The organism is Rhodospirillales bacterium (genome assembly GCA_023898765.1).
Classification (GTDB): Bacteria; Pseudomonadota; Alphaproteobacteria; order Micavibrionales; family Micavibrionaceae.
The window spans coordinates 1,314,171-1,340,643 of sequence record CP060238.1 but is presented as its reverse complement, the minus strand read 5'-3'; the positions used below and the strand labels follow the sequence as shown (position 1 = coordinate 1,340,643).

At 55.6% G+C, this 26,473-nt stretch carries 27 protein-coding genes; 13 read left to right on the top strand and 14 right to left on the bottom strand.

Annotation, left to right across the window (positions count from 1 at the left end):
• Nucleotides 1-114: 114 nt before the first annotated feature.
• Nucleotides 115-1,554 carry a leucyl aminopeptidase family protein gene (locus H6853_06450; protein ID USO03172.1) on the top strand — a complete coding sequence of 480 codons (1,440 nt, stop codon included), beginning with the start codon at nt 115-117 and terminating at the stop codon, nt 1,552-1,554.
• Here the strand turns inward: H6853_06450 and H6853_06445 are convergent.
• The 6 genes from H6853_06445 to H6853_06420 form a co-directional block, all read right to left on the bottom strand.
• Nucleotides 1,536-2,918: a UDP-N-acetylmuramate--alanine ligase gene (locus H6853_06445; protein ID USO03171.1), complete on the bottom strand. Its 1,383-nt coding sequence runs from the start codon at nt 2,916-2,918 to the stop codon at nt 1,536-1,538. The two genes, H6853_06450 and H6853_06445, sit on opposite strands and share 19 nt — an antisense overlap.
• A 2-nt stretch (nt 2,919-2,920) precedes the next feature.
• Nucleotides 2,921-3,505 (bottom strand): hypothetical protein, encoded by a 585-nt coding sequence (locus H6853_06440; GenBank protein ID USO03170.1) that lies wholly within the window; start codon nt 3,503-3,505, stop codon nt 2,921-2,923.
• Between the two features lie 83 nt (nt 3,506-3,588).
• Nucleotides 3,589-6,195: an ATP-dependent chaperone ClpB gene (gene clpB, locus H6853_06435; GenBank protein ID USO03169.1), complete on the bottom strand. Its 2,607-nt coding sequence runs from the start codon at nt 6,193-6,195 to the stop codon at nt 3,589-3,591.
• 176 nt (nt 6,196-6,371) lie between these two features.
• Entirely contained in the window at nt 6,372-6,863 is a 492-nt protein-coding gene (locus tag H6853_06430) for a DUF4167 domain-containing protein (protein USO03168.1), read from the bottom strand.
• Between the two features lie 244 nt (nt 6,864-7,107).
• Nucleotides 7,108-7,992 carry a peptide chain release factor N(5)-glutamine methyltransferase gene (gene prmC / locus H6853_06425; protein ID USO04628.1) on the bottom strand — a complete coding sequence of 295 codons (885 nt, stop codon included), beginning with the start codon at nt 7,990-7,992 and terminating at the stop codon, nt 7,108-7,110.
• 460 nt (nt 7,993-8,452) lie between these two features.
• On the bottom strand, nt 8,453-8,797 hold the full coding sequence (locus H6853_06420; protein USO03167.1) for a hypothetical protein: 345 nt from the start codon (nt 8,795-8,797) through the stop codon (nt 8,453-8,455).
• A gap of 420 nt (nt 8,798-9,217) precedes the next feature.
• Between H6853_06420 and H6853_06415 the strand changes: the two genes are divergently transcribed.
• Nucleotides 9,218-9,490 (top strand): hypothetical protein, encoded by a 273-nt coding sequence (locus tag H6853_06415; GenBank protein ID USO03166.1) that lies wholly within the window; start codon nt 9,218-9,220, stop codon nt 9,488-9,490.
• A 23-nt stretch (nt 9,491-9,513) separates the two neighbouring features.
• Here the strand turns inward: H6853_06415 and prfA are convergent, their stop codons facing one another.
• Nucleotides 9,514-10,578, bottom strand: a complete 1,065-nt coding sequence (prfA, locus tag H6853_06410) for a peptide chain release factor 1 (GenBank protein ID USO03165.1) — start codon at nt 10,576-10,578, stop codon at nt 9,514-9,516.
• Between the two features lie 181 nt (nt 10,579-10,759).
• Between prfA and H6853_06405 the strand changes: the two genes are divergently transcribed.
• Nucleotides 10,760-11,449 (top strand): hypothetical protein, encoded by a 690-nt coding sequence (locus H6853_06405; GenBank protein ID USO03164.1) that lies wholly within the window; start codon nt 10,760-10,762, stop codon nt 11,447-11,449.
• Between the two features lie 12 nt (nt 11,450-11,461).
• Here H6853_06405 and ispG read toward each other — a convergent pair whose 3' ends face one another.
• The 3 genes from ispG to H6853_06390 form a co-directional block, all read right to left on the bottom strand.
• Nucleotides 11,462-12,607 (bottom strand): flavodoxin-dependent (E)-4-hydroxy-3-methylbut-2-enyl-diphosphate synthase, encoded by a 1,146-nt coding sequence (gene ispG, locus H6853_06400; protein ID USO03163.1) that lies wholly within the window; start codon nt 12,605-12,607, stop codon nt 11,462-11,464.
• A 349-nt stretch (nt 12,608-12,956) separates the two neighbouring features.
• Entirely contained in the window at nt 12,957-13,793 is an 837-nt protein-coding gene (locus H6853_06395) for a DUF4115 domain-containing protein (protein USO03162.1), read from the bottom strand.
• 44 nt (nt 13,794-13,837) lie between these two features.
• Entirely contained in the window at nt 13,838-15,073 is a 1,236-nt protein-coding gene (locus tag H6853_06390; protein USO03161.1) for an aspartate kinase, read from the bottom strand.
• 54 nt (nt 15,074-15,127) lie between these two features.
• Between H6853_06390 and ubiG the strand changes: the two genes are divergently transcribed.
• The 3 genes from ubiG to H6853_06375 all read left to right on the top strand — a co-directional run bounded on the left by ubiG (nt 15,128) and on the right by H6853_06375 (nt 17,687).
• Entirely contained in the window at nt 15,128-15,862 is a 735-nt protein-coding gene (ubiG, locus tag H6853_06385) for a bifunctional 2-polyprenyl-6-hydroxyphenol methylase/3-demethylubiquinol 3-O-methyltransferase UbiG (GenBank protein USO03160.1), read from the top strand.
• Between the two features lie 15 nt (nt 15,863-15,877).
• Complete coding sequence (locus tag H6853_06380) at nt 15,878-16,642, top strand: electron transfer flavoprotein subunit beta/FixA family protein (GenBank protein USO03159.1); 765 nt, start codon at nt 15,878-15,880, stop codon at nt 16,640-16,642.
• Between the two features lie 115 nt (nt 16,643-16,757).
• A complete protein-coding gene (locus tag H6853_06375; protein USO03158.1) occupies nt 16,758-17,687 on the top strand; it encodes an electron transfer flavoprotein subunit alpha/FixB family protein in 930 nt (309 codons plus the stop codon).
• Between the two features lie 28 nt (nt 17,688-17,715).
• Here H6853_06375 and H6853_06370 read toward each other — a convergent pair whose 3' ends face one another.
• Nucleotides 17,716-18,972 carry a pentapeptide repeat-containing protein gene (locus H6853_06370; GenBank protein USO04627.1) on the bottom strand — a complete coding sequence of 419 codons (1,257 nt, stop codon included), beginning with the start codon at nt 18,970-18,972 and terminating at the stop codon, nt 17,716-17,718.
• Between the two features lie 91 nt (nt 18,973-19,063).
• Entirely contained in the window at nt 19,064-19,711 is a 648-nt protein-coding gene (locus tag H6853_06365) for a TlpA family protein disulfide reductase (GenBank protein USO03157.1), read from the bottom strand.
• A gap of 62 nt (nt 19,712-19,773) precedes the next feature.
• On the opposite strand from H6853_06365, the gene H6853_06360 reads away from it, so the two are divergent.
• Complete coding sequence (locus H6853_06360) at nt 19,774-19,932, top strand: hypothetical protein (GenBank protein ID USO03156.1); 159 nt, start codon at nt 19,774-19,776, stop codon at nt 19,930-19,932.
• A gap of 18 nt (nt 19,933-19,950) precedes the next feature.
• On the top strand, nt 19,951-21,225 hold the full coding sequence (gene lysA, locus H6853_06355; GenBank protein USO03155.1) for a diaminopimelate decarboxylase: 1,275 nt from the start codon (nt 19,951-19,953) through the stop codon (nt 21,223-21,225).
• Here lysA and H6853_06350 read toward each other — a convergent pair.
• Together H6853_06350 and H6853_06345 are read right to left on the bottom strand one after the other, a co-directional pair.
• Nucleotides 21,222-21,800 (bottom strand): hypothetical protein, encoded by a 579-nt coding sequence (locus H6853_06350; GenBank protein USO03154.1) that lies wholly within the window; start codon nt 21,798-21,800, stop codon nt 21,222-21,224. The two genes, lysA and H6853_06350, sit on opposite strands and share 4 nt — an antisense overlap.
• Before the next feature lie 4 nt (nt 21,801-21,804).
• Nucleotides 21,805-22,626, bottom strand: a complete 822-nt coding sequence (locus tag H6853_06345) for a zinc-ribbon domain-containing protein (protein ID USO03153.1) — start codon at nt 22,624-22,626, stop codon at nt 21,805-21,807.
• 77 nt (nt 22,627-22,703) lie between these two features.
• On the opposite strand from H6853_06345, the gene H6853_06340 reads away from it, so the two are divergent.
• The 5 genes from H6853_06340 to H6853_06320 are packed head-to-tail and all read left to right on the top strand — an operon-like array spanning nt 22,704 to nt 26,464.
• Nucleotides 22,704-23,459 carry a hypothetical protein gene (locus H6853_06340; GenBank protein USO03152.1) on the top strand — a complete coding sequence of 252 codons (756 nt, stop codon included), beginning with the start codon at nt 22,704-22,706 and terminating at the stop codon, nt 23,457-23,459.
• An 11-nt stretch (nt 23,460-23,470) separates the two neighbouring features.
• Nucleotides 23,471-24,169, top strand: coding sequence for a cell division ATP-binding protein FtsE (gene ftsE, locus H6853_06335; protein USO03151.1), 699 nt, complete (start codon nt 23,471-23,473; stop codon nt 24,167-24,169).
• A 35-nt stretch (nt 24,170-24,204) separates the two neighbouring features.
• Nucleotides 24,205-25,110: a permease gene (locus tag H6853_06330; GenBank protein USO04626.1), complete on the top strand. Its 906-nt coding sequence runs from the start codon at nt 24,205-24,207 to the stop codon at nt 25,108-25,110.
• A 17-nt stretch (nt 25,111-25,127) separates the two neighbouring features.
• On the top strand, nt 25,128-25,721 hold the full coding sequence (locus H6853_06325) for a YdcF family protein (GenBank protein USO03150.1): 594 nt from the start codon (nt 25,128-25,130) through the stop codon (nt 25,719-25,721).
• The gene (locus H6853_06320) at nt 25,718-26,464 is read left to right on the top strand and encodes a 1-acyl-sn-glycerol-3-phosphate acyltransferase (GenBank protein USO03149.1); all 747 of its coding nucleotides are present in this window, start codon (nt 25,718-25,720) and stop codon (nt 26,462-26,464) included. The genes H6853_06325 and H6853_06320 overlap by 4 nt, the downstream gene beginning before the upstream one ends.
• Nucleotides 26,465-26,473: the final 9 nt, after the last annotated feature.

The window sequence follows — 26,473 nt, the reverse complement described above, 5'->3', positions numbered from 1 at the left end:
CTATGCGAATTCGTTTAAAGCGTACAGGCCGAAAGAAAAATATTTAAAATATGAAAACTCTTGGCCCAAGCCAAAATCTTGGCGTTCACAACTTTTTATGAGAAGCTCTGCCTTATGATTCAGAATCTGTTCAACTTCCCCGATCCCTTTCTTGAAAAAGCACATACCAATGTAGTGCCTGTTCTTCTCGTGACGCCGGACACATTGAAGAGCCGCCTTGCAAAACTGGACAAACCCGCGCGCGCGCAAGTCGAAGGAAGCGGCTTTAAAGGGAAAACCGGTGAGTGTTTGATTCTCAGAGATTCCGGCGGACAGGCCAATTCCGTTCTGGCGGGGGTGGCAACGCCCCTTAGCCCTTACGACATGAGCAATGTCGCAGACTTCATTCGCAAAAACCTTTCCGAAGACGTGCTGGAGGAATATGCCTTTGCCCTAGAGGAGGAACTCTCCGAGCGGGACCTGACACAAAGCTGTATTGGCTGGGGCTGGAATGCATATGAATTCGACCTTTACAAAAAGCCCAAAGAGGCGCCGAAACCCCACCCGCTTCTGGTCTGGCCGGCAGGCGCAAACAGGCGTGAGGCCGTTTCCACGATCCAGTCTGTCTGCCTGATCCGCACTCTGGTCAACATGCCCTCCAATGATTTGGGAACCGAAGAACTGGAAGAAGCGGTCAAGCAGGTTGCCAGACATTTCAAAGCCAAAACGAAAACCATTGCGGATAAAGACCTGCTCAAACAGAATTTCCCGCTCATTTACGCTGTAGGAAAAGCCAGCCCGCGCCGTCCCCGTCTGGTCGAAATGACATGGGGGGACAAAAACGACCCGGCGGTTACGATTGTAGGTAAAGGGGTTGTGTTTGATACGGGCGGCCTGAACCTCAAACCTCCGCGTTTTATGCGCTACATGAAAAAAGATCTGGGCGGCGCCGCTCACGCGCTGGGACTGGCCTGGATGATTATGAGCATGAATGTGCCCGTGCGCCTGAAGGTTCTGGTTTCTGCGGCGGAAAATTCTGTAGACGGCAACGCCATGCGCCCCGGAGATGTGGTGAAAAGCCGCAAGGGACTCACCGTCGAAATCACCGACACGGATGCCGAAGGCCGCCTTGTCCTTGCCGACGCCCTGACCTATGGCAGCGAGGACAAGCCCGCTCTTCTCATTGATTTTGCCACGCTGACAGGGTCGGCGCGCAGCGCTTTGGGCTGGGACATTCCGGCCTTTTTCAGCAATCAGGACGCTTTGCTGGAAGATCTTAAAACCGCCGGAACGGAGCATAACGATCCCGTCTGGCCTTTGCCGCTCTGGAAACCGTACCTGAAAGAAATGGACAGCAAGGTCGCCGATTTTGACAATATCGGCAGCGGACCGGCCGGCGCGATTCACGGCGGCCTGTTCCTCGAACAGTTCCTTGAAAACAACACCCCGTGGATTCATCTGGATTGTTATGCCTGGGAACAAAACGGCAAGGCCGGACGTCCCCAGGGCGGAGCCGATACCGGCATGCGCGCCGTTTTCAAACTGATTGAACGCCGCTACGGCAGCGCGGCGTAAATCTCCCGCGCGAAATCCGAAAGCGTGTCGTCCCGCGCCCCCATAACGATGATCCTGTCTCCGCCGCGCGCTATCGATAAAATGTGCGCCCGTACCTCTTCCCTGTCTGCGCAAAGATCTACATGGGGCCCGTTTATTTGCGCGGCAAGGTCTTTCGAACCGATACTTCGATCCACGGTCCCGCCTGCATAGTAAGGCTCCACGAGATACAAAACATCCTCCGCGTCCAGATGCGCGGAAAAACTGCCTGCCAGCGGCATGTGCAACTGCTTCAAAAAGCCGTAGCCGTGCGGCTGGAAAAAAACGATTTTGCGGCCCGGAAAACGCCTGAGGCTTTGCAACGTGGCCGCAATCTTGTCCGGATTATGCGCAAAATCGTCCATGACCGTCACGCCGTTTTTACAACCGACAAGTTCCATCCGCCGCCTGATGCCCGTAAAACGCGCCAGCACAGCGCAGGATTCTTCCAGAGAGATGCCAAGTGCAGCTAAAGCGCCGATCGCCGCCAGCGCATTCAACAGATTGTGCCGCCCGGGAAGCCCGATCTTCAACCCGGCCTCCTGACCTTCAAAGAGAATGGTCGCCGTGACGTCATCGGGTGAAAACGTAACATCCCGCGCGGTCAGGGAAGCTTCCGCGCCGTCCAGCCCAAAGCCGATCACGGTCCCCGGATGGTCTTTCGCCAGCAGCCGCGCGGCCTCATTGTCGAAATTCACCACCGCCGTTCCCGCCCGCTTCAAAAAAGTTTCAAAAAGCGGCTTCAATTCTTCCAGAGGTTTGTGGTCCAGCGCGACATTGTTCAAAACCGCGATATCCGGTTCATAAAGCGCAATCGACCCGTCGCTCTCATCCGCTTCCGTTACAAAAATTTCACCCGCCCCGACGAGCGCGCTCCCGTAAGGGTTTTCCCGGCTGTAATTTCGAAAAATCCCGCCATTCATCACCGTCGGCGCGCGCCCCAACTCCTGCAGAGCAAAGCCGGTCATGCCCGTGACGGTCGTCTTGCCGCTGGTTCCGGCCACGGCCACTTTTGTCCGCGCCCCGTTGAACAGGTCCGCCAGAAGCCGGGCCCGGTGAATAACGGGAATTCCAAGGTCCTTCGCAACCTTGATATCCGGAATATGGTCTTCCACCGCCGTTGAAACGACAAGCGCGCTCATGCCCGCCTTCAGGCCGGACCCGTCCTGCGGAAAAAGGGCAATCCCCTGTTTTTCAAGATATTCAAACTTCTCCGGATTTTTGCCCTGGTCATAAGAGCGGTCCGATCCTGAAACCCCGGCGCCCTGCCCGTGCACGATCAGCGCCAGCGGCAACATGCCGCTCCCCCCGATCCCGCAGAAGAAATAGGATTTTCCGCCTGTCATTACTACCGGATCAAAGAGACCGGATCGTGCGCATCCGCGAAAGGATCGGCCCCGTAGGTCGTGCCCGGATCCCTCTTCCGCAGAACGGGGCTTACGTCATATTTATCGGCCTCGATTTGCGGAACGGAAGGATGATACCCTTCAATCTTCTCCTCCGCAGGTTTTGGCGCATCGGCAAATCCGTAGGCAGGAGGAGGATAGGGCACAGACGGCATGCCCGTAAAATCAACTGTAATGACGTCCGGATAGACATACATGGATTTTGAAAAATGGTCATAAAGGGCGCCCGGGAAGGCGCCGGTCAGGATATCTCCCGCAGCCCACGGGCTTGACCTGCGTTTGACCAGTATTTCCTTTTCCCGGTTTCCATGCGCCAGACAACGCACTTTCATATCCTGGTCGTTCCGGGTGACTTCCACGCTGTCGCCCGACATCACCTTATAAACGACGGTCCCGTTATCAAGGAGGCACTGCGCGTGTTCAGTGCCGGGCGTTTCCACCGTAATTCTCTGCGTTTGTCCCTCGACGACCGCCGCGCAGCCGCAGAGCAGGAAAAGAGCCGGAAAGGAAAGAAAAAAACGGAACATGGAAACCCAAAATGAAGTGAATCGGTGCTTTGCCCTTGAGGATAACCAAATTCAGGCGGACTGTCTATCTTGCGATCAAAACTCTACGCGGCTTTTTTCCGGCCGGTGCCGGGCAGCGTAATGTCAAAATCCAGCGCCCCCGATTTTTCCGTAACCTTCACCTGCGATCCGTCCGGAACCTTCCCTTCGAGAATAAGCTGCGCCAGAGTATTTTGAAGCTCGGTCTGGATCACGCGCTTGAGCGGCCTCGCGCCGTAAGCCGGATCGTACCCTTTATCCGCCAGCCATTTCTTCGCCTTTTCATCCACCGACAGTTCAATCCGGCGGGCCGCCAGAATACCGCGCAGATTGCCAAGCTGGATATCCACAATGCCGGTCATATGTTCGCGGTTGAGGCGGCTGAAGAGCAATATTTCATCCAGCCGGTTCAAAAATTCGGGCCGGAACGCGCTACGGACGGCCGCCATCACCTTTTCGCGCACCGTCTCGACATCCTGCCCCTCTTCAAGACTGACAAGATGTTCCGCCCCCAGATTGGAGGTCATAATCAAAACCGTATTGCTGAAATCCACCGTCCGGCCCTGTCCGTCCGTCAGGCGCCCGTCATCCAGTACCTGAAGCAGCACGTTAAAGACATCCGGATGCGCCTTTTCAATTTCGTCGAACAGCACCACCTGGTAGGGACGCCGGCGCACAGCCTCGGTTAAAGCGCCGCCTTCCTCATATCCGACATAGCCCGGCGGCGCGCCGATCATCCGCGATACGGCATGTTTTTCCATATATTCAGACATGTCCAGCCGGACCATGGCGCTGTCATCATCGAATAAAAACTCGGCCAGAGCCTTGGTGAGTTCGGTCTTCCCGACCCCTGTCGGCCCCAGAAACAAAAAGGCGCCAATCGGACGGTTCGAAGCCTGCAGCCCCGCACGCGAGCGCCGCACAGCGTCAGAGACCACTTTCACGGCGCGGCTTTGCCCCACCACGCGCTGGGCGATTTTCTCTTCCATCTGCAGGAGCTTCTCGCGCTCCCCTTCCAGCATTTTATCGACCGGAATGCCCGTCCATTTGCTGACGATAAAAGCGATATCGTCTTCGGTCACTTCCTCATTGATGAGGGATTCGCCGGAAACATGCGCGCTTTCCGCCAGTTTTTGCTCCAGTTCGGGAATTTTGCTGTACTTAAGTTCGCTCGCCCGGCCCCAGTCGCTTTCGCGTTCGGCATGCTCCAGTTCAACGCGCGCCCGGTCCAGCTCTTCCGTGACCTTTTGCCCCGCCCCCAGTTTCTGCTTTTCCGCTTCCCACTGGCCCGTGAGATCCGCGGATTTGGATTCGAGCGCCGCCAGTTCCTTATCCAGGTCCTTGAGCCGCGCTTCGGAAGCCTTGTCGGACTCCTTGGACAGAGCCTCGCGCTCGATTTTAAGCTGCACAATCCGGCGGTCGAGTTCGTCAATCTCCTCCGGCTTGGAATCCACCTGCATGCGCAGGCGCGAAGAGGCTTCATCGATCAAGTCAATCGCCTTGTCCGGCAAAAACCGGTCCGTGATATAGCGGTTGGAAAGGGTTGCCGCGCTTACAATCGCCCCGTCCGTAATCCGGACCCCGTGATGGACCTCGTATTTTTCTTTCAGGCCGCGCAGAATCGAAATCGTATCCTCCACGGTGGGTTCGGGCGTGAAAACGGGCTGGAAGCGCCGGGCAAGCGCGGCGTCTTTTTCGATATGTTTTCTGTATTCGTCCAGCGTTGTCGCGCCGACCATATGCAGTTCCCCGCGGGCGAGCGCGGGTTTTAACATATTGGACGCGTCCATGGCCCCGTCCGCCTTGCCGGCCCCGACAAGCGTATGAAGTTCATCCAGAAACAGGATAATCTCGCCGGCCGCCTCCTTGATTTCGTCCAGAACGGCCTTCAACCGCTCTTCAAATTCCCCGCGAAATTTGGCGCCGGCAATCAGCGAGCCCAGATCCAGCGACATCAGGCGCTTGTTCTGGAGGCTCTCCGGCACATCGCCATTGACGATTCTCAGGGCAAGCCCCTCCACAATCGCCGTTTTACCAACCCCCGGCTCCCCGATCAGAACAGGGTTGTTCTTGGTCCGCCGGGAGAGAATCTGGATCGTGCGGCGGATTTCCTCGTCCCGCCCGATGATAGGATCCAGCCGTCCTTCCCGCGCATCCGCCGTTAAATCCCGCGCGTATTTTGCCAGGGCCTCAAACTGGTCTTCCGCGCCGGCCGTATCTGCTGTGCGTCCTTTCCGCATGGCGTTGATCGAGTTATTCAGAGCCGACGGCGTGGCCCCCGCGCCTTCGAGCATCCCCGCCACATCGGACGCCTTGGCCAGACTCATGGCCTGCAAAATGCGCTCGGCCGTCACAAACTTGTCGCCTGATTTTTCAGCTAAATTCAATGCGTTATCGAGCATTTTTGCCAAATCACTTGAAATACGGAGCTGCCCCGCCCCCGGACCGCTTACAGACGGAAACTTGCTGATCCCCTGCTCCACATTTTTCTTAAGCTGCGCAGAATCGCCGCCGGCGGTCTGAATCAGACGGGCGCACAACCCGTCTTCGTCTTCCAGCATCACCTTCAGGAGATGTTCAGGCTCCAGAGACTGATGGTCATTGCGCATAGCCAGCGTTTGCGCAGCCTGTAAAAACCCGCGAGATTTTTCTGTAAAACGATCAAATTCCATGACGATCCCTTCCGGTGCAAATGCGCTCCAATACCAAGCAACAATGGCAAAATTACGGGAAGGAAATCAAGATTCAATGACAGATGTCAAAAACAACTTAAAAATCCGCTGTCTTTATCTGAATCTAAATCTAATCCGAAACACAGGAAAGTTATGTTAAAAACTGCGCCTGAAGATTAAACGTCTTCAAGAATGCCTTCCCTGGAGGAAACACGTACGGCGGAATCTTCTTCAGATTCATGTTTAATTCTTTCGCCTAATATACTGGCAGGCAAAGATAAATCCTCTTTCTCGTTTCCTCTTTCAGGTCCGGAGATATTCGTTTCATCGTACGCCTTGCCATTCCCTTTTGCGCCGCCTTGGGAATCGGATTCCTGACCTTCCGGGCGCACCTGACTATTATTATCCTGCCACTGATTGATCGTGCGCTGGTAATGTTCCGCGTGCTGAAGATAGCTTTCCGACAGAATTGCATCCCCCGAAGACGCCGCGTCTTTCGCCAGCGCCACATATTTTTCACAAATCTGGTGCGCCGTGCCGCGAATGCGGACATCCGGGCCGTTGCTGTCGAAAACCGGCATCCGGTTTCCCCTGCTGCTGCCGCGCCCCCCGCCGCCGTTATTTCCGCGATTTCTGGTAGAACGTCTGTTTGAACCTGCGTGTCTCATGGGTGATACCCTTTTCCCCTGCTTGTCTTAACTTCTTGAGTTGTTTTATTTATTTATCTTTATTCTATTTCTTATTAACAGAATCACTCACACGTACAACCATAACCGATTTACGTACGCCTGCCTAGCCTTCTCTTGCCGGCTTTTTCGCCTCGACCCTCATATAGAAAGTCTTCATGTCATGAGCTAGGAAGACCATATCGCGGTGGTGGATTTTCAATCAACTCCCCTGGCAAGTTTTTTTTTAGTTTTCCCCATTTGTTATTTCAAGGACCCGCGGAATCCCTGCCAGATCGTTATGTGCGCGACTCGGAGAGAGGTTAGAGTCGTCCACGAGTCGCATCGCCTCGGCAAGCTGCCCGAACCCCAGTTCAAAAAACCCGCGCCCGCCTGTGACTAACAGCCTTTTTGTTGCCGTAAAAAGGACACGATATGCCGCCAAACCATCTTTTCCACCTGCCAAAGACAGAATCGGATCGTGATTCTTCACCTCTTTTTGCAAAGATTCGATATCGGATTCGCGAATGTAAGGCGGATTCGAAACGACCAGATCAAAAGAATCGCCGCAAAGCGCATCCCCCCAGTTCCCGCATAGAAAAGATATCCTGCCTTCCACCCCGTGCCGCCGCGCATTCTCCCGCGCCACCCGAAGCGCATCCAGACTCAAATCCAGCGCCACACCCCGCGCCGCCGGAAGCTCTTTTAGAAGAGAAATCAAAATACAGCCTGTTCCGGTGCCCATATCGAGGATGTTTAACCCCTCACCCTCCCCGCTAACGCGGGTCCCCTCCCTCTCCCTTTGAGAGAGGGCATTTAAAGCCGCCTCCACCAGAACTTCCGTATCCGCCCGCGGATCCAGCGTATCGGGCGTGACCTTGAAAGACATCCCCCAGAACTCCCGCTCCCCCAGAATGCGGGAGACAGGCTCCCCACCGCGCCGCCGCATGACAGCCGCCGCGATTTGCGCCTGATGCGCCCCGGACACGGGAGCGTCCGGATGCGCGATCATGTCCGCCTCCGAAAGCCCGGTTATATGCCGCACCAGCACCCGCGCATCCAGCCCCGGCGTCTCCACCCCCGCCGCCGCAAGATCCGCCCTGATCTGCCTGATAAGCGTTTCCAACTTCATCCGGTGTTTATAACCGCTTCCGCCGCACGCAGCACGCCTATTTTCAAGCACCGCCGCCACAAAGCGCCGCTGCACCCTCAGCAAAAGATTCAACCGGCGAAATTCAGCGCCGCACCCCCCGTGTTTCAGCGCATTGCGGCAAGATACAGCCTTGCCCTCAACCGTCCGCGGCCCGCACGCACGGCGCCACGGCCGGTATTTTTGAATCAGGCGCGCTTTTTCCGCCCGCCGCTGCGCGGTCCAGCGCCGTTCGTAATTTTCTGCCATTTCCCGTAATCTGGATTTACTCAGTTCGTTTGCGAAAACGAGCGCGTGATGAAGGCGATTTGTTTCTTCTGCGGTGTCATTGCGAGCGAAGTCGAGGGATCTTTGATGCTGAATAGATACAAGATCCCTCGACTTCGCTCGGGATGACAGAACATGTTGTTCCTCAGCCCCCTGAAGACAATGACGAAGAGTGTTATTTCTCTGCATCCTCCTCTTCCTCCTTTTTCAGGCTATTGAGGGCCTCAACCGTATAGCGGTATTGATTCTGCGCCCGCAGCGCCACGCTATATTGCAACAACATGTCATATTTATTGTCCGCATCGCTCAGCAATCTTTGAAACACCTTGTCCAATGCCAGTATCTGTTTCTGAAGCGTGCGGATTTGATCCGGCGTCAGGTCTTCCTGCCCCTGCCCCGCTCCGATATTCAGGGCCTCCAGAAGATCGTACCCCAACGCTGCCGCCAGATCGGAACGCGATTGCGCTTCCGCCTTACGTTTTTCGCTGCGCCGTTTTTCTTCTTCTGTTTTTGTGAACATATTCATGCCTGACATAATAGGATATTATTCCTATAATGTCAAGAATCGGGTTTTAACACGAAGGGCACAAAGGACATGAAGAAAACGAAGGCGTGGGGAAAGCGCATTTAATCTTTTTATCACGAAGCTTACGAAGCTTGCGAAGAAACACGAAGTCGTTGCTTAGCACCCCTCAATTTTCTGAAATTCCTCGTTTTCCGTCATTGCGAGGAGAGGTGAAGCCTCGACGAAGCAATCCAGAATCCGCTGTTTCTGGCAATTTCTGGATTGCTTCGCCGCCTGCGGCGACTCGCAATGACGAAATTGAGGGGTGTTAAGAAGTCGTTGTTTGAAAAAGAAAAATTAAATTTTTATTTACATAATGTAATAATTGTGCCATAATCCCTCCCAGTTATGCCCCTTGCAGGAAAGGATGAGAAAATGGGAACGGGACTTTTTCCACTAACGGCACAATTTAATATGGGTTCAGATCCCAAACCGGAGCTTTGCCTGAAGACTGTGTGGGGCATAGATGATCAAAAAGAAGCAGTCAGATTTACCATAAACGAACAAGGATCTTTTAGTGGTCTGGACTATCTGACCCGCAAAGGGAATTATCAAGATTGTTTAAAGACGGCAATAGAGGCCCATACACAAAATAAACCTTTTGCTGACTATTCCCACCTCAAACCTAAAACCTTTTTAGGTTTATAGATGAGAGAAGGTTTTTTTGAAAACTACCCCTCCAGCGCGCCGAGCTGCCGCGCCTGATCCTCGGTAATCAGCGCCTCGACGATTTCGTCCAGACCTATCCCGGCCAGAATGCCTTCCAGATTGTGGGAAGACAGGCCGATCCGGTGGTCCGTCACGCGGCTTTGCGGAAAATTATAGGTGCGGATACGTTCCGACCTGTCGCCGGAGCCGATCTGGCCCTTGCGCTCGGCCGCCCGCTCCGCATCGACCTTTTGCCGCTCGTGGTCATATACCCGGGTTTTCAGGATTCTCAGCGCCTTGGCCCGGTTTTTATGCTGGGACTTTTCATCCTGCATGGACACCGTAATCCCCGTGGGAATGTGCGTCATCCGCACCGCGCTGTCCGTCGTATTCACGGACTGCCCCCCCGGACCGGAAGAGCGGTAAATATCAATCCGCAAATCCGCCTCGTTGATCTGCACATCCACGTCCTCCGCTTCGGGCAGCACCGCCACCGTCGCCGCGGAGGTGTGAATCCGCCCCTGCGTCTCCGTCTTCGGGACCCGCTGCACGCGGTGGCCGCCGGATTCATATTTGAGACGCGAGAACACATCCACCCCGGACACCTCGACGATGATTTCCTTATACCCGCCCAGATCGTTCTCCGAAGCGCTCATCACCTCGACGCGCCAGCCTTTCACGGCCGCGTACCCCTTATACATCCCGAAAAGATCCGCAGCGAACAAAGCGGCTTCATCCCCGCCCGTGCCGGCCCGGATTTCAAGAATGGCGTTTTTGGTATCCGCGCTGTCCTTGGGAAGCAGCGCCAGTTTGATTTTTTCCTCCAGCGCCGGGATTTTCTCCGCCAGCTCCGCCAGCTCGCCTTCCGCCATTTCCTTCATTTCAGGATCGGAAAGCATTTCCTGCGCCTCTTCCTTATCGGACAAAGCCTTCTCATAGGCTTCAACGGCCTCCACGACCGGTTCCAAATCCGAATATTCCTTGGACAGTTTCACGATCTCCCCGCCGGAGAGTCCTCCCTGCGCCAGCTTTCCAGCCAGCTCCGCATACCGCGCCTTCACGGGGGCCAATTTTTCTTTGAGATCCATGGCTGCTTGTTTAACGCGAAATCGCGAAGAAGCGAAGAAGAAAAAAGGGGGATAAAGAAGTGTTTTACGCGGAGGTCCGGAGAGACGAAGTTTTTCTCATTCTCCGCTTCTCCGAAGCTCCGCGCAAACATTTGACAGAAAATATGTTTTCATATAAAAACCCCCTTAAAAAGAGGGCTTTATGGGAAAGAATTTGCATGAGATTATAACCGCCGCAGACGACGCTGTTTCTGCAGCAATAGAAGAAATAGGAAAGAAAACAGCGGTAAGAGTAAAAAAGGAGATAACAGAGCACAAAGAAGGCGAATCATTCCTTCCTTCTCTTCAGAAAGTTTTTGAACTCCTCTCAAAACTAAAAAAGGAAAGAAATTCAGATATTCAAATTAAAGGTCCGGTTTCACTGGTATCCGATAAACGGGCCATCCCCCGGCACACTCGCGAAAGGCTTATGCAAGCAGATATTACAGTGTTCCAAGATAAGGACGGTCGTTATCTTGAGAGCCAAGACCCAAAAGAAGTTGACTGGAAAAAAGCATATAAAGTTTGTGAAGGATTGCGTTCCCAAAGACTTGTAATCAAACTTCCAACTATTACCGGGTTCAGTACGGGTAACGAGTCACTCTACAAAGTGGAATGTATAGAAAACCCCAAATTTCGGCGGGATACAAAAAGTCCTGATGATGAAGGGCGTTATTTTGTGCGTTTTTCAAGAGTCACGAGTGGAAATAAACAAGACAGGTTAATGAAACGGATGGGAGTCAGCACTACATTCTACAATTCAGCAAATCCTGACGAGATGAAATCCTTACTGACAGATATTGCAAAGGTGGTTATTGCCAATAAAAAACTTCGGGATATGTGCCCACTCTAAGCCGTATTTTCTCTATTCCGCTGCTTCCGGGACATGAGAGCCTTGCTGCTCAATCTCCTCCGCCCTTTCCTCTACCAGCTTCACGATATGGTCAATGATGGAAACATCCCCTTCCTGAAGACGGTGGGCCTTTTCGCCGCCCAGATATATCTGGTGCGTGCCGGACCCGCCACCCGTCAGACCGATATCGGTCATCAGCGCCTCGCCGGGGCCGTTGACCACGCAACCGATAATGGACAGGCTCATCGGCGTGGTGATGTGCGCCAGACGCTCTTCCAGAATCCGGACCGTTTCAATCACCTCAAACTGCTGCCGCGCGCAGGAGGGACACGAAATCACATTCACGCCGCGATGGCGCAGCCCAAGGGATTTTAAAATCTCGAAGCCCGCTTTGACCTCCTCCACCGGATCGGCGGACAGGGACACGCGGATCGTATCGCCGATGCCCGCCCACAGAAGATTGCCTATCCCTATCGCGGATTTGACCGTGCCCCCGCGCAGACCCCCGGCTTCCGTAATGCCGATATGCAAAGGATAATCGCAAACTTCCGCAAGCTGCTGATAGGCGGCCACAGCCAGAAAGATATCGGACGCCTTGCAGGAAATTTTAAAATTGAAAAAATCATGGTCTTCGAGAATTTGGATGTGGCGCTGCGCGCTCTCCACCATCGCCTCCGGACAGGGCTCCCCATATTTCTCCAGCAAATCCTTTTCCAGCGATCCCGCATTCACGCCAATGCGAATGGCGCAATTATGGTCCCTGGCCGCCTTGACAAGTTCGGCCACACGGTCTTTGGAACCGATATTACCCGGATTGATCCGCAAACACGCCGCCCCGGCCTGCGCCGCCTCAACCCCGCGCTTATAGTGAAAATGAATATCCGCGACAACCGGCACGCGCACCTGCGAAATAATCTCTTTCAGCGCAGCGCTTGAGTCTTCATCCGGCACAGAAATACGGACAATATCCGCCCCCGCCTCTTCCAGCGCCTTCACCTGCGCGAGCGTCCCTTCCACATCCGTGGTGCGCGTATTGGTCATGGACTGCACCGTAATCGGCGCGTCTCCCCCCACAGGCACATCCCCGACCATAATCTGCCGGCTTTTGCGCCGCTCAATCTGCCGCCAGGGGCGAATATGGGTACGATCTGTATTCATAGGCGCCTATATAGCCGTCATCCCGGGCGAAGTCGAGGAATCTTGTGCATATCCTGTGGCTGAACCCGTATTGTTTGATCGCGTCATTCCCTGAATTTGGCAACAAATTCTAAGGGAATCCATGGATCGCCCTAGAATCGGCTTCGCCGATTCAGGCGATGACGATGATCATTTTATCCAAGACAAGTTATATATCGAAGATCCCCCGACTGCGCTCGGGATGACATAGGTGGAGAAAGCTGGGATGACACAGGTGGAGAAAGCTCGGGATGACACAGGTGAAAAAAAACCGGGAATTTTGTCCCATTCCGCACGCATCGGGGACACAATAACTTCGGAGACACAATGGTTATTGTGCCTTCCTTGCGTTTGTTCCCAACAAATCTTCGGGATTCAGGGAAATTTTCCGGCGCACCTGTGCGGATTTTCCAAACCTCAATGTTTCTTTCCCGTCTATCTTCACCACAAAACCGCCCGCATTTCCCGTCGTCAGAAGAAGCCCTTCCTCGTTCGGCACCAGATAGACATCCCCCTTTTTCAAAACACGCTGCAAAAGCGTACCGCCGTCTTTTTGACGGATTTGAATCCAGCTGTCTTCCTGCACCTCCAGCACAACCCTGTTGTCCGGATAAGGGTTTTCGGCAGGCCGGGGCGGCTCTTTCTTCGGAATCTTCGGCGCTTTGACTTCCGTCTCTATGGCAATAGCAGGCGCCTCGGTCAAAGGCGATTGTTTCAGGATTTCGGGAACGGAAGGAACGGCTTTTTCAACAAAGCCGGGCCTGTAGAAGACAGACCAGACAGCCAGCAAAAGAACAAGGCCGGCCACCCCGCCCAAAACGGCGTAGAGGCCCGGCGTATTGCCCTCCGAAGGCGCCACGGGAAAATGAAGCTCCGGCGCGGGACGCCTGTCCAGAAACTGCGCCTTGAACATCCGCACGATCCGGTCCCCGTCCAGCCCCAGATATTCGGCATAAGAGCGGACAAAGCCAATGGCATAGACCCTCCCCGGAAGGTTTTCCAGACGCCCCTCTTCAATCGCGTAAAGCTGCGCCGCCCGTATCCTTAACGCAACCTCGACCTGCTGCAGGCTTTGGCCGTATTGCAGGCGCGTATGGCGCAGGATCTCCCCGACCGGAAAATCCATATCGCTTTCAAAGACCTGATGTGCCGGGGCGGGCTGGTTCATGCCCCTACCCTAGAGGAAACCGCAGAAATCTTCCAGATATTGTTTCAGGCGATGTTTTCGAGGCCGTAGGCCTTGTGGAGCGTGCGGACGGCCAGCTCCAGATAACTCGCGTCAATAATGACGCTGATCTTGATTTCAGACGTCGAAATAACCTGAATATTGATCCCTTTCTCCGCCAGCGCCGCAAACATGGTCTGGGCCACGCCGGCATGGGAGCGCATGCCGATCCCCACGACGGAAATCTTTACAATATCCGCATTCGTTTTAATTCTGGCTTTTTGAAGACCTTCCTCTTTTTTCAAAATCTCCACCACCCTGTCCAGATCCCCCTTCGGCACCGTAAAGGTCACATCCGTCACCTGACCGTCCGCAGAAATATTCTGGACGATCATATCCACATTGACCTCGGCGTCCGAAAGCGGCCCGAAAATCCGCGCCGCCACACCCGGCACATCCGGCACGTCCAAAAGCGTGACTTTCGCATCGTCCTTGCTGTAGGCGATGCCGTTGACAACATGCTCTTCCATAATATCTTCCTCCCGTGTCACGAGGGTGCCGGGCAGATCGCTGCCGATCCCCTCTTCAAAACTCGATAAAACCTGTACCGGCACATCGCGCTTATACGCCATTTCAACGGAGCGCGCATGAAGCACCTTGGCGCCCGAAGACGCCATCTCCAGCATCTCTTCATAAGACACCTTTTTCAGCCGGCTGGCTTCGGGCACAATGCGCGGATCGGTCGTATAAACCCCGTCCACATCCGTGTAGATGTCGCAGCGCTCCGCCTGCAGCGCCGCCGCCAGAGCGACCGCCGTGGTATCCGACCCGCCGCGCCCGAGCGTGGCGATCCGCTGGCATTCGGAAACACCCTGAAATCCGGCCAGCACAGGCACCTCTTTCTCGGCAAAGCGCTTTTCCATTTCGCTGATATCCATATTCTCGATCCGCGCTTTCCCATGCACGCTGGTGCATTCAATCGGCAGTTGCCAGCCCATCCATGAGCGCGCCGAAACGCCGCGCTTTTGAAGCGCGATTGCCATCAGGCCGGCCGTCACCTGTTCCCCGCTGGCCACGACCGTGTCATATTCCCGCGCATCATAAAGCGGGCTGATCTCCCGGCAATACTCCACAAGCTGGTTGGTAACGCCGGACATGGCCGAAACCACAACGGCAATCTCATGCCCCCGTTCAATTTCCCGCGTGATTTTATCCGCGGCGCGCTCAATCCGCTCAGGATCCGCCACCGACGTTCCGCCAAATTTTACAACGATGCGTGCCATAAAACCCTACAAAAAGATTTCCGCCCTCTGGCTTTCTGTGTTACTCGAAAGGATATGAATACGGTAGATGCGCAGGAAATTCAAAACTTTTCGAAGGACTCCGCCCGTTGGTGGGACGAAAGAGGGCCGTTCGCCCCCCTGCACCGCCTGAATCCCGCGCGGATGGAATATATCAAGGGCCGGATATGCGCCCGTTTCGACAGGGACACAAACGGCCGGACCCCTTTTCAGGGACTCTCCCTTCTGGATATCGGCTGCGGCGGCGGGCTTGTCTGCGAACCCCTGACGCGCCTGGGCGCAAAAGTCACCGGCATCGACGCCGACGAGCAGGCGGTCAAAGTGGCGCAGGCCCATGCGAAAAAGGCCGGATTGAATATTTCCTACCGGCCTGCGACGTCCGAAGAGCTTCTGCAAAAAACGGAGCGTTTTGACATCGTTCTCGCCCTTGAAATCGTCGAGCATGTCGCGGATCTGGACGCCTTCGTTCAAAACTGCGCCGACCTGTGCAAACCCGGCGGCCTGATGATTTTTTCCACCCTGAACCGCACCCCGAAATCCTTCGCGCTGGGCATTGTGGCTGCGGAATATATCCTCCGCTGGGTTCCGCAGGGCACGCATAGCTGGAAAAAATTCGTCCGCCCTTCCGAACTCTCCCATAGCCTGAGAAACGCAGGCGCCAGACCATGCCACATCGCCGGCCTTGTTCACCGCCCCCTAAACGGCGATTTTCACTTGTCTGACACAGACATGGGTGTAAATTATTTCCTGAGCGCTGAAAAAGTTAAATAAACGGAAGAACCAATCATGAAAATTCTTGTCCCCGTCAAACGGGTGGTCGATTACAACGTAAAAATCCGTGTGAAGGCGGACGAAAGCGGCGTCGAGCTGAGCAATGTCAAAATGTCGATGAACCCCTTCGACGAAATCGCCATCGAAGAAGCCACCCGGCTGAAAGAAGCCGGAAAAGCGGGGGAAATCGTCGCCGTCACGATCGGCCCGGACAAGGCGCAGGAAACCCTGCGCACCGCCATGGCTATCGGCGCGGACCGCGGCATCCTCGTGCAAACGGACGCCCCGACCGATCTGGGCGGCGTGGAACCGCTGGCGGTCGCCAAGGCCCTCAAAGCGCTGGTGGAAAAAGAAAACCCCGACCTGATCATCATGGGCAAGCAATCCATCGACGACGATTCCAACCAGACGGGGCAAATGCTGGCCGCCCTTTTGGGATGGGCGCAAGGCACGTTCGCCTCCGCCCTCGACCTGTCAGACGGCAGCGCCAAAGTCACGCGGGAAATTGACGGCGGGCTGGAAACGCTCTCGATCAAACTCCCGGCCATCGTCACCACCGATTTACGCCTGAACGAACCGCGCTACGCCTCTTTGCCCAACATCATGAAAGCCAAGAAAAAACCGCTGGAGACCGTAACGCCCGAAGAACTCGGCGTGGACTTCACCCCCCGCCTGCAGATTGTAAAAGTCGCAGAGCCGCCGACGCGTCAGGGCGGCGGCAAGGTCGCCGATATCGACGAACTGATTGATAAACTGAAAAACGAAGCAAAGGTCATATGAACCCCCGTACCGTCATTGTGAGGCGTAAAACGACGAGGCAATCCATACAATACTGGATTGCCGCGCTCCCGTTGGTCGCTCGCAATGACGCATTATCAGATTAGGAGAAAAACAAATGCCCGTTCTTATCCTCGCCGGACACGATAACAAGAACATCAAACCCGCCACCCTGAACACCGTCGGCGCCGCCGCAAAGCTGGGCGGAGAGATCCACGTGCTCGTCGCCGGCGCGGGCTGCGACAGCGTAGCCCGGCAGGCCGCCAGTATCGCAGGCGTCACGAAAGTCCTGAAAGCGGATGCGCCGGAACTCGCGCACAAGCTCGCCGAGAATGTCGCGCCCGTTATCGCCGGGCTGGCCAAAAACTACACCCATATTCTCAGCGCCGCCGGAACCTTCGGCAAAAACGTGATGCCGCGCGCCGCCGCCCTTCTGGACAGCCAGCAAATCTCCGACATTACGGCCGTGATCGACGCCGATACGTTCGAACGCCCCGTCTATGCCGGAAACGCCATCGCCACCGTAAAATCCTCGGACGCAATAAAAGTCATCACCGTGCGGGCCACGGCTTTCGAGCCCGCAGCGTCCGAAGGCGGCAGCGCCCCTGTTGAAGAGATTTCCGGCGCAGGAGAGTCCGGCCTTTCAGGTTTCGTCAGCGCGGAGCTGTCCCAGTCGGACCGACCGGAACTCACGGCGGCCAGTATCGTGGTTTCCGGAGGACGGGGAGTCGGCTCCAAAGAAAATTTCGCCCTGATCGAGGCTCTGGCCGACAAACTCGGCGCCGCCGTGGGCGCCTCCCGCGCCGCCGTGGATGCGGGCTATGTCCCCAACGACTATCAGGTCGGGCAAACCGGCAAAGTCGTCGCGCCGGACCTTTACATCGCCATCGGCATTTCCGGGGCCATCCAGCATCTGGCCGGCATGAAAGGCTCCAAGACCATTGTCGCCATCAACAAGGATGAAGAAGCCCCGATTTTCGGTGTCGCCGATTACGGCCTTGTCGCCGATCTGTTCGAAGCCGTGCCGGAATTAACGGAAAAACTGTAGATTGTCGTGACGTGACGACCACATGGGATCACTCGTCCGCTTTTAGCTGAAACACGGGCTTGCCGGTTTCAAGGATCGCGCCTTCCGTATTGGCTTCGTCCAATACGACCCCTTCCATATTCGCCCCTGTGAAATCGGCATCGCGCAAATCCGCCCCGGTTAAATTCGCAAAGGAAAGATCCGCATTTCTGAAATTCGCCATACGCAGCCTGGCGCCCGGCAGATTGGCGTAGGTCAGGAAAGCCCCTTCAAAATTGCAGGGGCTAAAGCGGGTGGTTCCCTCCCCGCCGCCGAACATCAGAGGTTCAAAATTCGCCCCCCTTAAATTCGCATGGTTAAACCGCGCTCCCTTGAAGGAGGAACCCCGAAGGTCCGCCTCTTCCATGTCACAGCGCCGGAAATCCGCTTCGTTCAAATTCGCGCTTTGCATCTCGACCCTGTACAGATTCATGCCGAAAAAACGCGCTTTCACCGCGCGAATCGCCGTCAGTTTTTCATTTTTAAGCGTATCGAGCGGGCGCATGTCGTAACCGCTCAAATCAAGCTGCGCGCCCTCTTTCCCCACAGACGCAACCCAGTTCCTGTGCGACTGGATTTTCTTGGGAAGCGGTTCATCCAGATCCTTGATGGAAGTCCCGATATTCTGGTCCGTAATGGCCTGGGAAACATCGCAATCCAGCTCACTGATCCCGGACATATCAACACCGGTCATGATCGTGGCTTTCATATTGGCGCCTTCGAATTTCACGCCCGCGATTTCCGCGCCGGACATATCGGCCCCATCCAGCCTGGCGCCGCGCAGATCGGCATCCGACATATTGATCCCCGACATGATCGCGTCCGAAAAATCGGCCTTGGACGCCATGGAGCCCCTGAGCTTGGCCCCGCTTAAATTTGCGCCGCGGAAATTCACATGCCGGGCGGTATCGTAAAGTCCGTTACTCTCAAAGCCCCCGGCCCGCAAATCCGCCTTGTCCAGATTCGCCCCTTCCAGATTCGCGCTTTCGATCCGCGCACCGCGCAAATCCGCCCGCGTAAAATTGCAATCCGCCAGATTCGAATCGGACAAGTCACAGGCGTAGAGAGTCGCCTCGGAAAAATTGGCCTTCGACAGGTCCATGCAGCGCATGATGCAGCCCGTAAAATCAACCTGCCGCATATCCCGGCCCGCAAAAGAAAGCCCGGAAAGATCGGTATTCTTAAGGGTCGCGCGGCTGCCGCCCAGCCGCCCTTCCAGAAAGCGGGCGTGGAGATCCACCATCGCATCCAGCTGCGACTGCGTCAGTTTTTTAAAAGAATTTTCTTCGTCCGAATACTTTACCATCCCCGTATTATGCCTTTGAAAAGATTAAAAAACTATCCCTGAATTTTGCGATCTAATCCAGCAAATCGTCAAAAAAAGCAAGCGCAGAAGGTGAAACCCAGTTTGTATCCCCTTCAAACGTATAAAGAAGCCGTCCGTCCGGCCCCAGAAGATAAGAGATCGGGATGCCCCTGGGAGAAAAATGCGCCTGAATTTCCCCCCGGGAATCGCGATTCAAGGCGAAATCGTCAATCCCTCTTGTTTTTAGAAATTCCTTCAAAACACTGATGGTCCTGCGGCTGTCCACGGAAATCGCCACGACCTCCAGATTTTTTCCCTCATAATGTTTCTTAAGCTCTTCCAGGGACGGAAGCTCTATCACGCAGGGACCGCACCATGAAACCCAGATATTCAGCAGCGTATAGCGGCCTTTGAACTCCCTCAGGCTGCGCTTTTGCCCCTCCGGCCCCGTGAAATACAGTTTCGGCACAGGCGGCAAGGAGCGGGGCGCCGCACGCACGGCATGGAACCGCCCGGCAAAATGCTTCAACGTCTCGGGAACCGCCACAGACGAAGAATCAATATCCTGCGAACCGGCCCCGCCTTCCGCCGATACGGGCGGCGTTTCCGGCATCCGGCGGGCCGGCCAGTAATGCCCCGCCGCCACGCAGGCCGCAAAAATACAAAACCCCGTCAGGCCTATGAAAATTTTAGCGTTCATCTCTTACAGTTTACCTGAAAATCCTTGCCTTGGGCCAGAAGCCATGGTTTCTAATGGATATTATGAACCGGAAACGGATATACAGCCTCCTGATAACCGCCCTGCTGACACTGCCTGCCGGCGCCTGCGGGGTCAAGCCGGGACAGGTCGACCCGCCCGCAGATACGGACCTGAAGGAAAACGTGTATCCCCGCACTTACCCCGCCCCGACAAAGCCATAAAGCCATAGAAGACACACAATGAACGGATTCGAAGAAAAAGACGGCCTTTTATGCGCCGACGACGTCCCGCTAAATAAAATTGCGGCACAGGCGGGAACGCCGACCTATGTCTACTCTGCCGCCGTGATCGAAACGCAGTTCAACGCCCTGAAAGGCGCGATGGAAAAGGCCCTGCCCGCCGGCCGCCAGCCTTTGATCTGCTACGCCTGCAAGGCCAACAGCAATCTCGCGCTTCTGGACCGCCTGCGGGCTCTGGGCAGCGGGATGGAAATCGTCTCGCTCGGAGAGCTTCAAAGAGGACTGCGCGCCGGATTCAACCCGCAAAAAATCGTCTCCACCGGCGTGGGAAAACAAAAAAGCGAAATCGCCGCCTACCTGAAAGCGGGCATCCACCAGTTCAATGTCGAATCCCTGCCCGAACTGGAAGCCATCAACAGCGTCGCGGCACAAATGAACCTTCAAACTCCCGCCCCTGTCGCGCTGCGGATCAACCCCAATGTCGCCGCCGGCGGACACCATAAAATCTCCACCGGACGCAAACGCGATAAATTCGGCATCGGCATCGACCGCATCGACGAGATTTACGCCGCCGCCGAAGCCATGCCCCATGTCGCGCCCGTGGGGCTGCACATGCATATCGGCTCCCAAATCTCGCAGGTCGAAGCGTTTAAAACCGCTTTCGAAAAACTGCCCGGCGTGGTGCAGGCGTTACGCCGCAAGGGCCACAGCGTCACACGACTGGATATCGGCGGCGGATTTCCCATTGTTTACAAGGACGAAACCCTCCTCGATCTGGATGCCTATGCAAGCTGGGTAAACGATATTATCGTCCCGCTGGACACCGAAATCATCATGGAGCCGGGCCGTTACCTCGTCGGGAACGCAGGCGTCCTCCTCACCGAAGTCCTGTATGTGAAGGAAACGGACGACCGGACCTTCCTGATTGTCGACGCCGCCATGAACGACCTGATCCGCCCGACTTTATATGAAGCCTGGCACGGCATAGAGCCTGTCGCGAACCGGCAGGCCGCACCCAAAACCTACGATGTCGTCGGCCCGGTCTGCGAAACCGGCGATACCTTCGCCACCGCGCGGGACCTGCCCGAAATGAAGGCGGGAGACCTGGCGGTTGTCAAATCGGCCGGCGCCTACGGCATGTCCATGGCCTCCAACTACAATACGCGCGGCCTGCCGGCAGAGGTCATGGCCAAAGACGGCTCTTTCAAAATTGTCCGCAAACGTCAAAGCGTCGAAGAGATCATCGATCAGGATATCGTGCCGGCATGGGACTAACCAGAGGACGGAACCTCGATCCCCAAAGAATTCAGCAGAAAATAATACGCCGTAAAAATCAGCGCAAAAAACGCCGCCAGCGCCGTTAAACGGTATTTAAAGCCGTGCGCATGATAAAGCGCACGTTCCTTATGCGTAGCCACATCCAGCAATTCGTCGCCGAAACGGATCGACACAAACGTGCCGATACAGCAAAGAACGACAATGCACCAGTAAGGCCAGGGGGTTACCAGTATTTTATGGAGCAGGGACGTTAAAAACGTCTTCCCGTATTCCTCCTCCCAAAACTCCAGCCCCAGCACATTCAACAAAACGGCAATCGCCCAGACACCGATTTCCAAAAATACCATCCGGATGCCGGTAATCAGGCGCACAGGAAAATCCAGCAAAAAACCGGCATCCGCCACCGGCGTGCATAAGACAAAAAAACTCCAGCTTAACCCGGCCACGATCCCGCCCGTGGCCAGATCATATTCCCAGCTCAAATAAGCAAAATACGCCAGAAAAACGGCCAGCAGCAGGAAAAATTTTATAACCTCCTCCCGCTTGGTCTTATGCGTAAAAAGCCCTTTCATGTTTCTAATGATGCGGCTCGTGGTGCGCGGTTGCCTTGTCCATATCTTCATCCTGCGGATGGTGCGCACCCCCTTCTTCCGCTTCTTCCGCCGGCGCATGTTTCTTTTCCGCCTTTTTGGGCGGAAAGGCCGAAAAACTTAAATTCACAGACACCATGTCTTCGGGAACGCCGGTATATTCGGTCTCGAAATTGAAGCTTTGCTCCCCCTCCAGCGCGTCATAGGGCGGCCGGATAACCCAGCTTTCCCCCACACTGCCGTCCTCGCGCCGAAGAGTCGCCATGAGGCCCGGCACATCCACACGGCCGTCTTTCAGATTGATGACGCTCCCTTTTACCTTGAGCGTTTGCAACCCGCCGGGATCAGGCACGCTCTCCGCAGACAAACGATCAATAATCAGCCCTTCCCCCGCAACGCTCACAGGCGTTCCCGCCAGCTCATAAAAAAGCGCGGACGGCGGCCAGGCCTTTGATACCGGCGCCTTGAACGCCACAAGCAAAAGAAGAACCCCCGCAAAAACAGCCGCCGCGGCGCCGTAGCCCGCCAGCTTCGCCCCCGGAGGAATGGAAGCCGCCCCCGCATCGCCGGGCAGCGCCGGCACATTCGAGCCCTCCGGCACAGGTTTGACGGACTCCGGAATAGGCTCCGCCGCCCGTTCCTTTTCCAAAACATCCTTGAAATTCTCTTCCGGCAGCCCGTCGCCTTCCGGCGGAGCCTGAAACCATTCATGCCGGCACGCCGCGCAGCGCACCCTCCGCCCGTCCGCCCCCACGGCAGAATCCAGAACGAGGTAACGCATCGAACATTTGGGACAATCAAGAATCATTTATGGTAAAGTTCATTTTCTTTTTAATTCGTCTTCTATCCTGTATGTATAAAGACCCGTTCACAAGGATAAAAACAATGCCGGTTCCAGTCGCACTCGTTATTTTCATGTCCGCCTTCCTCAGCCCCCCCCTCAGCCTCCCTGCGCAGGCGCAGGAGACCCCGCCATGCGCCGTCGCAGACAAACCCTGCCTGATGAGGGAAATCGAAACGCTGACACCCAAAATAGAAAAAACATCGTGGCAAGACAAGACCTACCGCGAACTCGCCAAAACCTATTGTTATGAAGGCCGCCCCGATGACGCTATCGCCCTGATCGCGAAAATCCAGAACCCGGACACCAAAGCCATGACCATTCGCGGGATCGGCTTCGCCGCCGCAGACAGCAAATGGCCCAAAGAGGAATACGCCCCGCTGTTTGAGAAACTCGCGATCGAAGCCAAAAAGATAGACCACGCGCCCTCACAGGGAATCGCCTGGACCTATATCGCCATGGCCCAGGCCCTCGCCGGGGACGACAAGGGCGCCACCCTGACGGCCCGCGCCATGGAAAACGACGCCCTGCGCCACAAAGCCTTTGGCGAAAGCGCAGAAATACAGGCCGAACGGGGGGATTATGACGCCGCCATGGCCTCTATCTCGGAAATCGAAACCGTCTCCTTCCGGAACAAGGCCTACCGGATTACCTCCAAAATCTTTGCGGACCGGGGCAGGCTGGAAGAGGCGTACAAGACCGCCCGGAAAATCGACAATCCCTATACACGGGCGCAGGCGCTCCAGCAGATTTTGAACCACGGCAACCCGGAAGAAGATCAGTCAAGATATGAGAAGTAAGGCGTAAACACTTGATTAAATTTGAACATACGGGATTGCGATATGGGGTGGGGCCGGAGATCCTGAGCGATATCAACTTTACGCTGGAACCCGGCTCTTTCCATTTCCTGACAGGCCCCAGCGGCGCGGGAAAAACATCCCTGCTGTCCCTGATGTATCTGGGGCAAAAGCCCACGCGGGGCCTTATCACCATGTTCGGCCAGAATACCGGGACGCTGGACCGGACACAGATGGCGGCGCTGCGCCGCCGGATCGGGGTGGTTTTCCAGAATTTCCGGCTTCTCAACCATATGTCGGCCTTCGACAATGTGGCCCTGCCGCTGCGCATTGCCGGAAAATCGGAAAAAGAAATCCGGAGCAACGTCAACGAACTGATGGAATGGGTCGGGCTGGGGGAACACAAGCACGCCTTGCCGAGCACCATGTCCGGCGGACAGCAGCAGCGCATCGCTATCGCCCGCGCCGTCATTACCCGCCCGCGCCTTTTGCTCGCCGACGAGCCCACCGGAAACCTCGATGACGAAATCGGTTTTCGCCTGATGACCCTTTTCGACCAGCTTAACCGCATGGGCACAACCGTCGTGATAGCCACCCACAACCTGAAGATAATGGAGAAATTCGGCCATCCGCGGCTTATCCTCGACCAGGGAAGCCTCGTCGTCGAGGAAAAGAAAAACTGGCTCCGCAGCAAACTGGAAGGTGTGTTTTGACAAGAAAAATTTTCCGGCGCGAGCGCTCTTTGGGCATGGCCCGCACACGCAGACGCTACGACCTGCCTTTGGAAGGCGGCGAAGGCTCCGGATTCCTGAGGCTTTTGATTGCGCTCATGACCCTGCTCGCCGTTTTGGGCCTCAGCGCCTCTTTCGTCCTGTCCGAAATGACGCAGCGCTGGTCTTCCGGGCTGGAAGGCCGCCTGAGCGTCGAAATCCCGGCAGAGGATTCAAACGGACAGATCATGGACGCCGAAAAAGTCAAAGACATGACGCAAAAAGCCGCCCAAATCTTTGAAACCCATCCGGCCGTTTCCGGCGTCGAAATCATGAGTGACGCGGAGATTCGCGATCTTCTCTCCCCGTGGCTGGGCAAGGACCTCGCCATGGGCAATATCCCCCTCCCCGGCCTGATTTCCGTGCATTTGCAGGAAGGCGCGGAGGTGGATCTGGACGCCCTGCAAGAGCGCCTGCAGAAAATCAACGGGGCCGCCCGCATCGACACCCATGAAAGCTGGCTGAAAGACGTCCTGCAATTTACCGGCGCCCTGCAATTTGCCGCCATGGCTCTCACGCTTATCATCGGGGCCACGACGATCGCCGCCGTTGCGGGGGGCGTGCGCTCCCAAACGGCCGTCCACAAGGACGCGCTGGAACTCCTGCACCTGATGGGCGCCAGCGATTCCTATATTTCAAGACAAATCCAGCGCCATATCCTTATCCTCGCCTTTCAGGGCGCCCTGGCCGGCGCGGCGGCCGGAGGTATTCTCCTGCTGCTGATCGGCTGGTTTTCGGTCGAAACACAAGCGTCTTTACTGCCCGAATTTTCCCTCAGCCTCCTCCAGAAAACGGAGCTTGCCCTGATTCCGGCCCTTGTCGCCTTCCTTGCCATGCTGACCGCCAGAAGGACACTCTTGCGCACTCTGGCACAAATGCCGTAAAAAGAGCCCCGATGATAATGATACACAGAATTGTTTCTTTTTCAGCCGCCGCGACATTTACCCTTTTTGTCCTTTGGGGGATCGGATTTTTATGGTTTGCGCTCGATGTCCGGACCATGAAGCCCGAACCTTCCGCCGAACCTGTCGAAGCCATCATCGTCCTGACCGGCGGGGAAAACCGTGTCAAGACCGGCCTGGACCTTCTCGAAGCCGGGCAATCGGACAAGCTCTTTATCTCCGGGGTCAACCCCAAAACAAGCACGCAGGATATTTTAAAAATGTGGAAAGACGGGCCGCACAAAGCGCCCTGCTGCATCACGCTGGGGCATGAAGCCCAAAATACGGAAGAAAACGCCCGCGAAACAAAAGACTGGATCGAAAAAAACGGTATCCAGTCCATCCGCCTTGTGACCTCCGATTACCATATGTCCCGCTCGCTTCTGGAATTTGGAAAAGGGCTGCCCGACCTGACCATCCTGCCCCACCCCATCCGTTCCGACGATATTTCCGTGCGCAACGCGAAATTCTGGAAACTCATTTTCGGGGAATATAACAAAACAATCCTGACATGGCTGCGCCTGCGCCGCACATCGCTGGAGGCTGACCCATGATAATCTGGCTGAGGTCCCTCCTGTTCAATATCGTTTTTTACTCTTTTTCGCTGTGCCTTTGCATCGCCGTTCTGCCTTGCCTTTTGCTGCCCAGAGCCGTCACGCTTTTTATAACCCGGCTGTATGTCCGGATTGTAAGCCTGCTGGAAGAACTCATCCTGGGACTGTCCTGTGAAATCCGCGGACGCGAAAACCTCCCCGAAAGCGGCGCTTACATCGTCGCCGCCAAACACCAGTCCGCCTACGAAACCCTGAAACTGCACTGCCTGTTCGACGACCCTTCCATCATCCTGAAACAGGAGCTTTTACACATCCCGTTCTGGGGATGGTTCCTGGGCAAACTCGACCCCATCGCCATCGACCGCTCGGACAAGGAAGGCGCCATGGTGTCCATTATCAAAGGTGCGCTTCGCGTAAAGGACCAGGGCCGCCCCATTGTCATTTTTCCGCAGGGCACGCGCGTGCATCCGCACGCCACCACAGAGGAAAAACCTTACAAAGGCGGCATTATCAAAATGTATAACGCGACAAAGCTGCCCATTATTCCCATGGCGCTGAATACCGGCCTGTTCTGGGAAAAAAACAGCTTCCTGAAAAAACCGGGCCGCGTCGTGCTGGAATTCCTGCCCGCCATCGAACCCGGCCTGCCGGAAAAGAAAGTCATGAAAGCCCTTGAAGACCGTCTGGAACTGAATTCCCTGCGCCTGATGAACGAGGCCAGAGAAAGAAATCCCGCTTTATAAACCATGAGT